The sequence below is a fragment of the Coprobacter sp. genome (assembly GCF_982436375.1).
Genome location: NZ_CEWDCG010000062.1, coordinates 1 through 14658 on the forward strand (window position 1 = coordinate 1; position 14658 = coordinate 14658).

11 protein-coding genes are annotated in these 14658 nt (G+C 40.7%); 1 reads left to right on the forward strand and 10 read right to left on the reverse strand.

Annotated elements, in window-relative coordinates:
- Positions 1–142 precede the first annotated feature (142 nt).
- The 10 genes from AC1WHX_RS05340 to AC1WHX_RS05385 form a co-directional block, all read right to left on the reverse strand.
- The gene (locus AC1WHX_RS05340; protein WP_009318163.1) at positions 143–1510 is read right to left on the reverse strand and encodes an MATE family efflux transporter; all 1368 of its coding nucleotides are present in this window, start codon (positions 1508–1510) and stop codon (positions 143–145) included.
- Positions 1511–1540: 30 nt separating this feature from the next.
- A complete protein-coding gene (locus AC1WHX_RS05345; protein WP_122337686.1) occupies positions 1541–3391 on the reverse strand; it encodes a 4-hydroxy-3-methylbut-2-en-1-yl diphosphate synthase in 1851 nt (616 codons plus the stop codon).
- Between the two features lie 70 nt (positions 3392–3461).
- Positions 3462–3968, reverse strand: a complete 507-nt coding sequence (gene purE, locus AC1WHX_RS05350) for a 5-(carboxyamino)imidazole ribonucleotide mutase (protein WP_009318161.1) — start codon at positions 3966–3968, stop codon at positions 3462–3464.
- Positions 3969–4008: 40 nt separating this feature from the next.
- The gene (locus tag AC1WHX_RS05355) at positions 4009–4632 is read right to left on the reverse strand and encodes a hypothetical protein (protein ID WP_122337685.1); all 624 of its coding nucleotides are present in this window, start codon (positions 4630–4632) and stop codon (positions 4009–4011) included.
- A 23-nt stretch (positions 4633–4655) separates the two neighbouring features.
- Positions 4656–6113, reverse strand: coding sequence for an RNA polymerase factor sigma-54 (gene rpoN / locus AC1WHX_RS05360; RefSeq protein WP_009318159.1), 1458 nt, complete (start codon positions 6111–6113; stop codon positions 4656–4658).
- A 172-nt stretch (positions 6114–6285) separates the two neighbouring features.
- Entirely contained in the window at positions 6286–7317 is a 1032-nt protein-coding gene (locus tag AC1WHX_RS05365; RefSeq protein ID WP_481228950.1) for a lysylphosphatidylglycerol synthase transmembrane domain-containing protein, read from the reverse strand.
- Positions 7310–8455, reverse strand: coding sequence for a glycosyltransferase (locus AC1WHX_RS05370; protein WP_270214597.1), 1146 nt, complete (start codon positions 8453–8455; stop codon positions 7310–7312). Before AC1WHX_RS05370 ends, AC1WHX_RS05365 begins: the two co-directional genes overlap by 8 nt.
- A gap of 109 nt (positions 8456–8564) precedes the next feature.
- Positions 8565–10226: a putative transporter gene (locus AC1WHX_RS05375; RefSeq protein ID WP_009318156.1), complete on the reverse strand. Its 1662-nt coding sequence runs from the start codon at positions 10224–10226 to the stop codon at positions 8565–8567.
- 54 nt (positions 10227–10280) lie between these two features.
- Complete coding sequence (locus AC1WHX_RS05380) at positions 10281–10913, reverse strand: HAD family hydrolase (protein ID WP_009318155.1); 633 nt, start codon at positions 10911–10913, stop codon at positions 10281–10283.
- A 7-nt stretch (positions 10914–10920) separates the two neighbouring features.
- Positions 10921–12594, reverse strand: coding sequence for a nucleoside kinase (locus AC1WHX_RS05385; protein ID WP_270214595.1), 1674 nt, complete (start codon positions 12592–12594; stop codon positions 10921–10923).
- Between the two features lie 198 nt (positions 12595–12792).
- Here AC1WHX_RS05385 and AC1WHX_RS05390 point away from each other — a divergent pair, with 198 nt between their 5' ends.
- Entirely contained in the window at positions 12793–14607 is a 1815-nt protein-coding gene (locus tag AC1WHX_RS05390; RefSeq protein ID WP_022390290.1) for a Na/Pi cotransporter family protein, read from the forward strand.
- Positions 14608–14658: the final 51 nt, after the last annotated feature.

Consider the following 14658-nt stretch of genomic DNA (forward strand, 5'->3'; position numbering starts at 1 on the left):
CTTCCGAATCTATAATGATATTGGTGGTATCGGCACGCTTCCCTTCTCCAGAGTGGAACTGACTATTCGTGTGTGTTTCTCTCGAACTTTACCTAAGCAAAATTCAGACAGGTTCTAAACGGGTTCTTAGTTTTCTGCATTTTTATTGATTTCCGATTTTTGTATTCGGTTTAAATAGTTTTCGTTGCATAAAGAGTACCCATACGGTTATTAAAGTAGCTATTCCGTCGGCGGTGGGAGATGCAGACCATACACCGTCGAGACCCCATATTCTGGGTAATAACAAGATTGCCGGAATCAAGAATAATACTTGCCGGGAAAGACTTAAAAATATCGATATGGACGCTTTCCCTATTGATTGGAAAAAATTTGTAATGACAATTTGTGCACCGACAATGGGAAACATCATCATGGTAATTCTTAGCCCGACCGAAGAAACGTCGATAAGGTGTGTGTCGGTGGTGAATGCTCTTGCAAGGTAATGCGGGAAAAAGGTCGAGCCGATAAATCCTAAAGAGGTAATGATTGTGGCGACTGTTGCCGTTAAGGTCAGAGCTTTTTGCATCCTTTGCAGATTCCCTGCTCCGAAATTGAATCCTACGATGGGTTGCATGCCTTGGCACAGGCCGATGATGAGCATGACAATCAACATACCGTAACTATTGATAATGCCGAATGCCCCGATTGCCGTATCTCCTCCGTATTTTTGTAGTGAAGTGTTCATAAAAATGGCGACAGCGCTTGCCGTGAGATTGATTAGGAACGGAGACATACCGATAGATACGATATTGCGTATGATCTGTCCTTGTAACCGGAATGAATGTTTGTGGAAACGAATCGAACTTTCTTTCCCGATAAAGTGGTACATGACGAATGCTGTGGATACGGCCATAGAAATAACCGTGGCGATGGCTGCGCCCTTGATTCCCATTTTGAACCAAAATATGAAAATCGGATCGAGAATAACATTCATAACAGCCCCGATCAACATCGTAATCATTGCTTTTTGGGGATATCCCGATGCTCGCATCATATTGTTGAAACTGTAACATAAATTGGTAAGAGCCATGCCGGGTAACAGATAGAACAAAAATTCCCGTGCGTAGGGAATTGTTTTATCGCTTCCTCCGAATTGCCTCAGTATATCGTCCATAAAAAAAATGAAAAACAGAATATAACAGGCTGCTAAAGCGAGTGTGAGCACAAGGCTGTTCCCCAATATTTTTTCTGCCCGTACCGGATCTTTTTGTCCCAGTACAATCGATATGCGGGCGGATGCTCCTGCTCCGACCAGCATTCCGACGGCTGCCGTAAGATTCATGATCGGAAATGTTAGAGCCAGTCCCGAAATAGCGTCCGGACCTACTCCTTGACCGATGAAAATACGGTCTATAATGGTGTAAAGAGACATAACCATAGTACCGACAATAGCCGGGACAGCATATTGCCATAGTAATTTTCCGACCGGTTCGGTTTCGAGTTTATTGCTGGGCGGAGTACTTTGTGTCATAATATAATGTAGAGTCGAATATTTCCAATTCTATTTATCTTTCCAATCTCCGTTTATTTTTATTAATTCTATCAATTTTTCTACGGCTTGTTCTTCAGGGATATTCTTTTCAATGCATACTTTATTTTTGTACAGGCTGATTCGGTCACGTCCTGCTCCTACATATCCGTAGTCTGCATCCGCCATTTCTCCCGGGCCGTTTACGATACATCCCATAATTCCTATTTTCAGGCCTTTTAAGTGAGAGGTGGCAGCTTTTACTTTGGCGATTGTTTTTTGCAGGTCGAACAACGTCCGTCCGCATCCGGGACAGGAGATGTATTCGGTTTTGCTGATACGTTGTCTTACTGCCTGAAGGATTCCGTACATGCAGCATATCTCGGCCTCTGTCGAGATATTTCCCTGATTTTGCAGCCAGACCCCGTCTCCGAATCCATCGGATAATAAAGCCCCGAAATCGGCTCCTGCTTTGATCTGCAGGTCCTCATTATCGTTTTCTGTATAGTTCTGTTGAAGAATTACCGGAGTATCTAAACCCCGACATAATAATTCATGGAAAAAGGCTCTTTGCTCCCCGACCGGGTTTTTGTGGTCGGAGGTTAGAACCGCTATGATGTCGTCATTTTCTTTTAATATCCTCCATAGCGTTTCGTCGAGTTGGGGATAGGAAAATAGTAAGAATTTTGTTTTCGCTTTTATTGAAGGGATAAGCCCGGCGGATTTTGTTGTAAATAGCGGATATACGTTCGGCTGAGGGACATAAACATCTGCATCGACGATCCGTGCGGCAGTGTTCGGGTATTTGTTCGGGTCGTTATTGCCTATGTACCAATAGTCGGGATATTGTTCTCCGATTATGCCTATTATGTCGACATTTTTTTCAAGTGCATTGGCTATGGTAACGGGAACATTGTTACCTCCGATATTTCCGATGATTTTACTTTTTCTTCTTTCCATGCGGAGAAAGTCGAAGTGTGGGTATGTTTTCCCTTTAATCGGGGTATGACCTTCCCTGTTGGTAATGTAATCGACAAGTTTGCGAGCTACCGGAATTTCCGCTTCGGGAGCTTCGCTAAGAGAAACCCGTATCGTGTCTCCGATTCCGTCGGCGAGAAGTGTCCCTATACCTACGGCAGATTTTATTCGTCCGTCTTCTCCGTCACCGGCTTCCGTCACTCCGAGATGTAAAGGGTAGTTCATGCCTTCCTGTTCCATTTTTGCAATCAACAATCGTACGGATTTTATCATAATTCCGGTATTCGATGCTTTGATCGATAGCACGACATCATTGAAATTTTCTTCTTTGCATACTCGTAAAAATTCCATACATGATTCTACGATGCCGGCCGGGGTGTCTCCATATCGACTCATGATGCGATCAGATAACGATCCGTGGTTTACACCTATACGCACGGCCGTATGGTGTTCTTTGCATATATCGAGGAATTGAATAAAACGGGCACGCAATTTTTTTATTTCTTCTGCATATTCTTCATCGGTATATTCGAGGTGAACGAATGTCCTGGCACTGTCAACGAAGTTTCCCGGGTTGATACGGACTTTCTCAACGATTCGTGCGGCAGCGTCTGCAACGTTCGGATTGAAGTGTATGTCGGCAATCAGCGGAGTATGGTATCCTCGTTTGTGCAGCTCTTTCTCTATGTTTGCAAGATTTTCTGCTTCTTTTGTCCCTTGAGCTGTCAGTCTGACATAATCTGCTCCTGCATCGATGATGCGAATACTTTGCTCTACACAAGGTAAAGTTTCTTGTGTGCGAGTATTGGTCATGGATTGTATGCGAACCGGATTTTCCCCGCCTAACGGTGTATTGCCTATTCGGGTAACAGAGCTTTTCCGACGATGATAATTGAAGTAGTCCATACGGGTAAGAGATTATAAAGAGCGGAAAAAATCCGGACAGGACTTTTTACCGCTCTGAAAATCGTTATTTTTAATTTGTTTTGAATTTGTATTCTATTTTGGACAATTGCTGGTTGGCGTCTACGATCTTTTGGGCCAAACCTTGCTTGTATGCTTTTAAGCGAGCATTGATTTTTTCATCTCCGAGAGCGAGCATTTGAGTCGCGAGAATGGCTGCATTCAGAGATGCGTTGATTCCGACTGTTGCGACAGGAATACCCGGGGGCATTTGTACGATAGCATAAAGGGCATCTATTCCCTCCAGGCTTGATTTGATAGGGACTCCGATGACCGGAAGAGTAGTCATGGAAGCAATGACTCCGGGCAAATGAGCTGCCATTCCTGCTGCTGCAATGATTACTTTGATTCCTCTCGATTCTGCATTTTTAGCAAATTGTTCCACTTCTACGGGAGTACGATGCGCAGATAATGCATTCATCTCGAACGGAATCTCAAAGTCGTTGAGCAGTTGTGCTGCTTTTTCCATGATAGGCAGGTCTGAAGTGCTGCCCATGATGATGCTGACAATAGGTTTCATCTTTTTGTGGTATTATTTGTTGTTTAAATAACTTCTTATTTCAAGTAATATTAAAATAGAACGAAATCAGGAGTATCGATCCGAACACCCAAATGAATCCGTTTATAACGCCTGCTGCGACCTGCATTAATGTGTGACGCCCCAAACCGATGCGGGCACTTCCTAATATTCCGGTCAGCATGATGAGGGTACAAAACAGTACGATCGGGAATGTCATTTGTATGCTTGCCAACCCGAACGCTAATCCTGTCAATCCGCTTATTCCGGTCAGGTGTGCGCTGATTTTCCAGCGTATATTTATTAGTAGAGCAGTAATTATCGAACCGATGCAACCGATAAAAAATGCAAGAACCCATATCGGAAGTCGGGTTTTATATAAAAAATAGAGACAAAATCCGTATCCGAACAGATTTATCATATACGGAATTTCACGATCGTGCCGGTCATTCAGTCCGATGCTTTTTACTTTTTTTGTTTTATACATCCATAAAATAGTCATTGCAGGAATAATTGCCGTAAAGAACAGAACGCCGGATGCGATGAATAATTTGAAAGAGATAGGCAGAATATAGAGATAAGAAAAGAAGAAAATGATGCAGATGCCGTAAAACGGCATCAATAACGGGGTTAAGACGGCTGAAAAAAAATGGGCCAGCGTTTTCATTCTGTATGTCGAGTTTTATAGATTTATATTTCTTTTCTTAAGCGGGCAACCGGAATGCCTAACTGTTCCCGATATTTTGCGACTGTACGGCGAGCGATAACATAGCCCTTTTCTTTTAGCAGGTCGCAGAGTTTATCGTCTGCCAGAGGTTTCCGTTTATCCTCGTTCTCGATGCATTGTTGTAAAATTTTCTTTATTTCCCGAGATGAAATTTCTTCACCCGATTCGTTTTGCATTGATTCGGAGAAAAAATATTTCAAGGGAAAAATCCCGAAATTAGTTTGTACATATTTGCTGTTACTTACTCGGGAGATGGTAGATATATCATATCCTGTACGTTCGGCAACATCTTTGAGTATCATCGGTTTCAGATTGCTTTCGTCTCCTGTCAGGAAAAAATCTCTTTGTAGATCGATAATTACTTGCATCGTATTCAACATTGTCTGTTGACGTTGTTTGATAGCGTCGATAAACCATTGAGCCGAATCTAATTTTTGTTTTACGAATAATAACGCATCTTTTTTATCCCGGGTTTGGTTTTGTTTATTTCCCATGTAATCCTCTAACATGTGAGTATAAGAGCGGTTGACCCTTAATTCCGGTATATTGCTGTTATTAAGGCTCAATGTCAGTTCTCCGTCATGAGAATCGACTATGAAATCGGGGATAATATGGCTCATCCCGTCAGAAAACGAATCGCTCCATGAACTTCCCGGTTTCGGATTGAGCATTGTGATTTCGTGAATTGCCTTTTTCAGTTCTTCTTCAGAAACATTATATTGTTTTTGTATTTTGTCATAATGTTTTTTTGTGAATTCATCGAAAGATTTGTCTATGATTTTATAGGCTAATAGTGCTGCCGGAGTACCTTCATGGCGTTCTAACTGCAATAACAAACATTCGCGCAGATTGGACGCTCCGACTCCTGCGGGTTCGAAATCCTGGATCATTTGCAGCAGATCTTCGAGTCGTTCGGTGGAAATGTCTATTCCTACCTGGAAAATGAGATCGTCAGATATTGCAGACAACGGACGTTGCAAATAACCGTTGTCATCGATATTACCGATAATGTATTCTGCTATTTTAGCATCTTGTTCCGACAGGTTTCGTTCTCCTAATTGTTTCAAGAGAAAATCATGAAAAGTCGATCCGCCGGAAAAAGGAATATCTTCATGCTTTTGGTCTTTTGAGAAATTGTCTGCCTCGAGTTTGTAGTCGGGGATATCGTCTTCCGTCAAGTAATCTCCCATGGAAATGTCTTCAGCACTTTCGGCAGATGCATCGGTATCTTCGTTTCCGAATTCGTCGGTATCGGGGTTTTCATGCTCTTCTGCCCCCTCGTCAAGTGCCGGATTATCGATCAGTTCTTGTTTGATGCGTTCCTCCAGCTCAATAGCCGTCAGCTCAAGCAGTCGTATTACCTGTATTTGTTGGGGTGACAGCTTCTGTTGCAGCTTTTGTTGTAGTTGTTGTTTCAGCATCGGTTTTCTCTTGAAATTTTCGAACGAAGATACTCTATTTTATTGGAAAGAGGGAATTTTTACTTAATTTTTAGCCGTTAAAAATCGTGACAAAGAAAAATTATCCTTACCTTAAATCTTTGTCCAAAGTTTAGAGTCAGTTTAAATATTCCAATAATGTGATTGAGCCGAATTATCTTTTTTTCAGCCATCCGGGAATGACACATACACCTATGGCTAAATAGAGGTAATAGGTGATGATTCGCCATATAAACGCGATAACCAATGCCGTTCCTGCGATAGGAAAGAAGTCTGCGTAGTATTGGCTGAACATGTATTCGCTGAACCCGCTTCCTCCAGGAGTCGGACTTACGGTCATGACGATCCACAAGATAAATTGTCTGCCGAATGCCAATAGTTGTTTTCCGGTAACAGGAGAAAATGCAAGAAGCAATGCATTCACAACGAGGAAACGAGATATCCAAGAAAAAACCGTAGCTCCGAATGCCGAAATCCAAAAAGAAAAGGGCTTTTTCCCTATCGCATGGGAACTAACGACTAGATTGTCTCCCAGTTCGGAGACTTGCTTTCCCCATCGTTTGAGCATCCTAATCTTGAATATTTTGTTTAATGAGTCTCGTATCCATTCAGGTTTTTTGAAAAGCCCTGTGTATAATATCAGTGTCCAGCTCACTATTAGCATATAGACGAGAAAAAACAGATTCATAATACTTTTAGACAGGATTGTCGTTGTACCGAAAAGTTCGGGTATAGAGATGCTGATTAAAATTATCGGGATGGCAATTACGAAAAACAACTCGTCTAAAAACAGGCTGGCGAACATCATTGCCGTACTGCGTCCGGCGTTGATCCCTTCTTTGTTGAGAAATACGACGATGAGGCTGCTGCCTCCTACTGCAGAAGGTGTGACTGCCGATGTGAATTCGCAAAGGATATTGACTCGTATTGCCTGCCACCAACTCAACGTATTTCCCGATATTTTACGATAACGCCAAATCAATCCGGCATCTCTTCCCAGCATAAATATAACAGTAATAGCGACAAATGTTGTTGTTTTGAGGGAAAAAGATACATGGGTAAAAATGTGTGGATCAAACTCCTTCCAAAATAAATAACATATCACTGTCAGTCCGATAAGTACCGGTAATAGGATATAAGCAACGGTTTGTAGCGGTTTTGTTCGTATATCAGTTATTTCAGGCATAGCGTTTTAGTAAAGATTTATATCGGTCTTGTACTTCTTCTGCTACATTTTCCCATGATCGGGCTATCGTATTGGATGCTGCTATTCCTGTCTGACGCACCTTTTCCGGGGATTGTATGAGGTAGGTTAATTTTTGTGCAAATTCTGAAACAGATTGCCCCGATAAAAATCCGTTTTGCATGTCTTTGACGATTTCGGCAGAGGTTGCTCCCGATAGTAATAACGACGGAGTTTGCATTGAAGCAGCTTCTCTGACGACCAAAGGTGCATTGTCATACAATGAGGGGAATAAGAAGAGATCGGCGGCGGCATAGTATCGCTTTAATTGTTCTCTGTCGGTGAGATTCCCTACAAACTTGATTTTATTGGTTAGTTTAAGGCTTTTAACTTGTTCATGTAATTCTTTTTCGGCATATCCTGATCCGATGAAAAACATTTTAAAAGGCTTTTCTCTTATAAGTGATAGTGCATCAATGATCAATTCGGGATTTTTTTCTTTGATATGCTGCCCGACGAAAAGAAACATTAGTTCTTGATCGGTAATGTTTAATTCTTTTCGCATATCGGATTTTAGAGTCAAAATGTCTGCCGATCCTGAAAATTCGGTTCCGTTGTCCACTATTTCTACTTTCCCTTTATATCCGTACTCCCGTATTGTGTCTTCTACGGCAGCTTGGGGTATCCATACTTCGTCTGCTGCTTCGTAAAAACGGATTATCTTACGGATGAGTAGGGCCAAAAGAGTTTTATTAGGGATAATTCTTTTGAAATCATCCCGGTATTTTGAATGAAAAGTTGCAATTATAGGTATATGCTGGCTATGGGCTATGCGCATGGCCAGTTCTCCCGAAGAAAAAGGACAGTGAGCGTGTACTAAGGAGAAAGGCTTTTGGCAAATATGCTCATAAAAAGGCAGGTCGATACGGGGAAATCCTAATCTATAAGGCTTTCTCATAGGTATCGGGATAGAAGTATAACTATATATCGGGTATTTTTCTGTGTATTGAGTTCCCGGTATTTTAGGTGTTACGACACATACATTTTCATTTTTTTGATTCAGCCAGTAAGCATAATTTTTGACGGTAAGAGATACTCCGTCCATAATTGGCGGGAATCCATCATTAAAAAGTCCGATCAATCGTTTATCCATATCAATTCATTAGTCTATGCTAAATAAACAATGAAATGTTACGATCGTTTAACGAAAGGGTGACAATTTAAAGACTGTTTATAGTTAGACAGCTATTTTAGATAAAGAACATGAGAATTACTTGTGCGATAATTACCCGCAAAAACATACATAACGGATATACCGTGGCGTATGAAACAGCGGGATTATCTCCCGGGATAGTATCATTTGCATAATTCAGAGCCATTGGATTCGCCATGCTGCCGCACATCATTCCGGCTACCGATCCGAAATCGAGCTTGGTAATGCGCAAAGCAATTAATGCAACGATGATTACCGGGATAAACGTAATAGCGAATCCGAGAAGTATCCATATTAATCCTTCCGGACGGATTACCGTTTCGAAAAAATGTTGTCCGGCATCCAGTCCCAGACATGCCAGATACATAGATAATCCTAATGCTCGTAACATCAAGTTAGCGCTGCGGGTGGTATAAGTGATCATGTGTAAACGTGGTCCGAAACTTCCGATAAGGATTCCTATAACGATAGGGCCTCCGGCTATCCCCAGTTTTACGGGTGTACTTATACCCGGAATCGAGAATGGTATAGCCCCGAGAGCTAAGCCCAATACGATTCCGATAAATACAGAGATCAGATTAGGTTCGTTTAAACTTTTGACAGCATTCCCCAGAACTTTTTCTACATTTTGTATGGCGGCTGCTTCGCCTATGACCGTCAGTCGGTCTCCCATTTGCAATATAAGATCCGGAGTGGCTAACAATTGTACTCCCGAACGATATACCCTACTGATATTTATACCGTAATGATTTCGTAATCGTAAAGAGCTAAGTCGTTTTCCATTAATTTCAGGACGGGTTACGACGATTCTTTGAGAAATGAGCTGACTGTCGATGGCATTCCAGTCTATATCTTCTTTATTCCAGTCTTTATTTTCGTGCTCTCCGAAAAGAACCGTGAGTGCATCGACATCTTTTTCGGAAGTGATAACGAGTAAACGGTCTTTTGCTTCCAGTTTCTTTTCAGATGTGGGAATGCTCACTTTGCCATCTCTCCAAAGTCGGGAAATAACGAATTTTTTTTGACTGAGAGATGCTGCTTCTCGTATGCTTTTTCCTATAATGCCGGGGTTGTTGACTTGGAACTCTGCAATATATACCGGTTTTTTCTTATCTTTCTCTTGTTCGGGAATATCCGAAGCCCGTGTAAATATTTTTCGTGTGGCGAATATTGCGAGAATTACGCCTAAGACACCTAAAGGATAGGTGACCGCACAACTTAGTGCCGGAGAATTAGAAGGCAACCCCATTTGCTTCAAAGTTTGTTGCGCTGCTCCTAAAGCCGGAGTATTGGTTGTTGCACCGCATAGGATACCTACCATGTCGGGTAGAGAAATACCACAAGTGAGATGGAAAATTACCGTCATGATAGTACCAATGAACACGACACCCAGAGCGAGAGCATTGAGAGTAATTCCTCCTTTTCGGAATAATCCGAAAAAACCCGGACCGACTTGCAGGCCTAAGGCATATACAAAGACGATGAGTCCGAAACTTTCTGCATAGTTGAGCATTTGCGGATCAACGGTTATTCCGATATGTCCTGCCATAATTCCGATGAAAAAGACGAATGTCACACCTAAGGAAATGCCGGCTATACGGATTTTCCCTAATGCCAATCCTATGGCGGATATTAAAGATACGACAATAACGGCTTGCATTGCCGAATGTTCGGAAAATAGACTATATAACCAATTCATCATCTTTTTGCTTTTAGGCAAGAACTTACAAAGATAGGAACAAAATCTTTGCTTTTATATAGAAATTCCGTTTAAAAAAGGAAATAGTTTTTCCCGTAGATTGTCTTCTGGACATACTTGACATACTTGAAAACCTGCTTGTCGTGCACCGTCAATGTTTTCTGTTTTGTCGTCTAAAAATAATGATTCGGCAGGATTTACTTTTGTGTCGTCGATTACTCTCTTATAAAATTCCGCATCGGGTTTTGACGCTCCTATTTCGTAAGAGAAATATAGCTTATCGAAATAATCGTCTATGGTGAGCCCGTTTTCCCGGAACAGATATTTTCTTGTGTATTCGATGTGGGTTATATTCGTGTTGCTAACCATATAAATAGGGAAATCCTCTTTTAAAGTGCGAAGAATTTTTAGTTTATAAGCCGGGATCGTTTGTATGATCTTGTTCCATGCTTGCCGTATCTCTTCATCTGATGTCTCTATGCTCAAAAAGATTCTTAATTGGTCGAAGAAATCTTTTTCTCCTGTTTGCCCGTTTTCAAAATCTCTGAGGATTTTATGGAAACTTTTCGAATTAAAGGTTTCTGGAACAGTTGCACCTAACTTGCAGAATGTCTCGATTGTTCCGTTAAAGTCTAAATCGACTAAAACTCCTCCGAAATCGAAAAAAAATTGTTTTACCGGTATCATAACGGAATTAATATTTGAAACTGCTACCTCCTAAAAATTCTCGTAAGAGAGATGTCGGGGGAATTTCATGCTCGTTAAGAGGTAAAAAGAAATCTAGAAACTTGAGTAAGCGGTTTGCTTCTCCATATTCTGTACAATCTCTGGGAACGGCGTTCAGAATAGGCATTGCCCGCCGTTTTAAAACAGCGAGTTCGAATAATAGAGATGAATTGAACATGGCATCGGCATTTTCCTGGTAAGGAAAAATCCATTTTTCTTCACCTCTGCGCACGCTCGGCCAGCGGGCTATTGTACTTTGTGCCGTGCTTCCTCGATATTTTGCATCTCTGATGATGCGACGCAATAGCCGGTTGTCTGTTGTCGGAACCCAGTTATGGTCATCTATGGATATAGACGTCAGTGCCGATACGTATATCTTGAATTTTAATTTATCTTCGATTTGAGGGGTTAAATCCGGATTTAAAGCATGAATACCTTCTAATATAAGAACTTCCGATTCTTTTAATCTTAGTTTGTTTCCTCGATATATTTTTTTCCCTGTCTCAAAATTATAAGTAGGCAGGTCTATTTCTTCACCCTTTAAAAGTCTGTTGATATCATTATTGAATAATTCCAGATCGAGGGCATATAAAGATTCGTAATCGTATTCTCCATTTTCATCGAGAGGGGTTTCTTCCCGTTCTACGAAATAGTTGTCCAAAGAAATGGTTACCGGACGTATCAAGTTTGTCATTAATTGTATTGCCAGTCGTTTTGAAAAAGTTGTTTTACCTGAAGATGACGGTCCTGATATTAAGATAATTCGTGCACCCTCTCCGTCCCGGTTACGTCTGGTTATTTCATCGGCGATATTGCTGATTTTCTTTTCATGTAAAGCTTCCGAAACTTTGATCAAATCTGTTGCCTGACGGTTCTCTATGGCGAGATTTAAATCACCGACGTTATTCAATCCGATAATGGAATTGAAATGTATATATTCTTTGAATGCTGCCAGCATTTTATTTTGCTTTACTACAGTGCCTAAAACCGAAGGATTTTCGGTTGAAGGGGGAACTAACAATAATCCACCGTCATATTTGATCAGATCAAATAAATTCAAGTATCCGGTGGAAGGAACCAGACAACTGTAATAATAGTCAATGAGATTGTCGAGTCTGTAAAAGGTCGTATATAAAGATTTTAAGGTTTTCAGTAAATCGACCTTATCCAACAGATTTTGTTCTTGAAAAAGCTTTATGGCATCGGATGTTTTACATTCAATTCGCTGGAAAGGCAGATTATCTGCTATGATTTTTCGCATTCGGGCTTTTATGCGATCGGTGGTCTCTTGAGAAATTTCTTGTCGGTTGTTGATCCCGCAGAAATAACCTTTCGATATAGAGTGCTCGATCCGTAACCGAGCTCCGGGCATTACGTCTTCCAATGCTTTATAAAAGACAAAACAGAGAGAACGTACATACGTTCGCATACCGGATGGGTGAGAAGCATCGATAAATTCTATATCTTTAGGACGAAATACTCGATAATCAAGATCCTCGGTTTTATTATTGACTCGTGCACAGAGCACTTGATATGGTAATTCTACTCCTGATTGACCGTATATTTGAAGCAGAGAATCACCTTCGTTTATTTCAAGAATTTGGTCAGTGTTTTTACAGTGGACCAGCACTTTATTACTCATAGTTTATTTGTTATAGTATGTTTGATTTGCAACAGAGATTGAATAAATATTACATTCTTAAGAAAATTCAATGATCTACTCTGTCGTAAATACTCTTATTTTTTTTATTTTTGCCTCAAATTTGCATTTAGCTATTATGCACGCTAAATATATTATATTCTTGCGAATTAAACAAAATATCAAATAAAGTAAATCGAAATGGAGTACACATTTTTTGACTTTTTGACGCTTATTGGCTCATTGGGTTTATTCTTGTACGGGATGAAAGTTATGAGTGAAGGGCTTCAAAAAGTGGCAGGAGACCGGTTGAGAGGAATTCTTACTGCGATGACGACCAATCGGGTGACCGGTGTGCTTACCGGAGTGTTAATTACCGCTCTTATACAATCTTCTTCCGCAACGACGGTGATGGTTGTCAGTTTTGTAAATGCAGGCTTACTTTCTTTGACACAGTCGGTGTCGGTTATTATGGGTGCCAATGTGGGTACTACCGTAACGGCGTGGATAATTTCTATTTTTGGCTTTAAGGTAAACATCAGTTTATTCGCTATTCCATTGATCGGTTTGGCGATTCCTTTTATTTTTTCCGGAAATAGCCGGAGGAGATCTTGGGGCGAGTTTATCATCGGTTTCGCTTTTTTGTTTATGGGACTTGAGTTCCTTAAAAATTCGGTTCCTGACATTCAGAATAATCCGGAAATACTTTCGTTTCTTACCGAATACACCAATATGGGGTATTTGTCGGTATTACTCTTTCTTTTGATCGGGACGATTGTTACTATTGTCGTTCAGTCTTCCAGTGCGACGATGGCAATTACTTTGATCATGTGCAGTAAGGGTTGGATTTCGTTCGATATAGCAGCCGCAATGGTTTTGGGCGAAAATATCGGAACGACTATTACGGCTAATCTTGCGGCTTTGTCGGCTAATGTTTCGGCAAAGCGTGCAGCTTTTGCGCACTTTATGTTTAATATTTTCGGAGTATGTTGGATGCTTATTCTCTTTTTCCCGTTTACTCATTTTATCGGTTTTTTGGTAAAAGAACTTACGGGAGGCTCTCCGACAGATCTGATGACTTTTATTCAGCACCATAGTCCTGCAGTCGTAAATCGTATTTCGGCTGAGAGCGCAGCCGGTTTGTCTGCTGATGAGTTGGCATTGCGGGCACAATATCAGGGAATGCAGGTTACGGTATCTTATGCTCTGTCTCTTTTTCATACAGTATTCAATATTCTCAATGTTTTGGTAATGATCTGGTTTGTAAATCTGTATGTAAAAATCGTTACGCGGGTTATTAAACTGAAACATAGTGATGATGAAGAATTTCAGCTTAAGTTCATTTCCGGCGGAATGCTTTCTACTTCAGAGCTCTCTCTCTTACAGGCCAAAAAAGAAATCGCTCTATATGGACAAAGGACGCAACGGATGTTTGGGATGGTGAAAGATTTGGTCCACGAGAAGGAAGGTAGCGAGACTTTCTCTAAAATATATAGCCGGATCGAAAAATATGAGAAGATCAGCGACAGGATGGAGTTGGAAATTGCGGCATATCTGAATCAGGTTGCAGACGGACGTTTGAGTTACGATGGGAAATTACAGGTAAGTGCGATGTTGACGATGACTACCGAAATAGAAAGTATCGGAGATAGTTGTTTCCATTTGGCCAGAACTGTGATTCGAAAGCAGGAAGCAAAAGTCGAATTTAATGAAGGTATAGAGAAAGATATAGATTTGATGTTTAAGCTGGTAAGTGAGGCTCTCGATAATATGAATCTCATTCTCGACAAGAATGATATGGCGGAATCTGATTTGAATAAATCTTATAATAAGGAGATGGAAATTAATAACTTCCGAAATCAGCTCAGAATGGAGAATATCGAGAATATCAATTCTAAAAAATATGAATATCAGTCTGGTATTTATTTTATGGACATTATCTCGGAATGTGAGAAATTAGGGGATTATGTGGTTAATGTAGTCGAAGCCGTGAAAGAAAAAAGAAGAATGAACTAATCATAACTTGACTTGTATATAAAAAAAGACCGAAATATTTTACATTTCGGT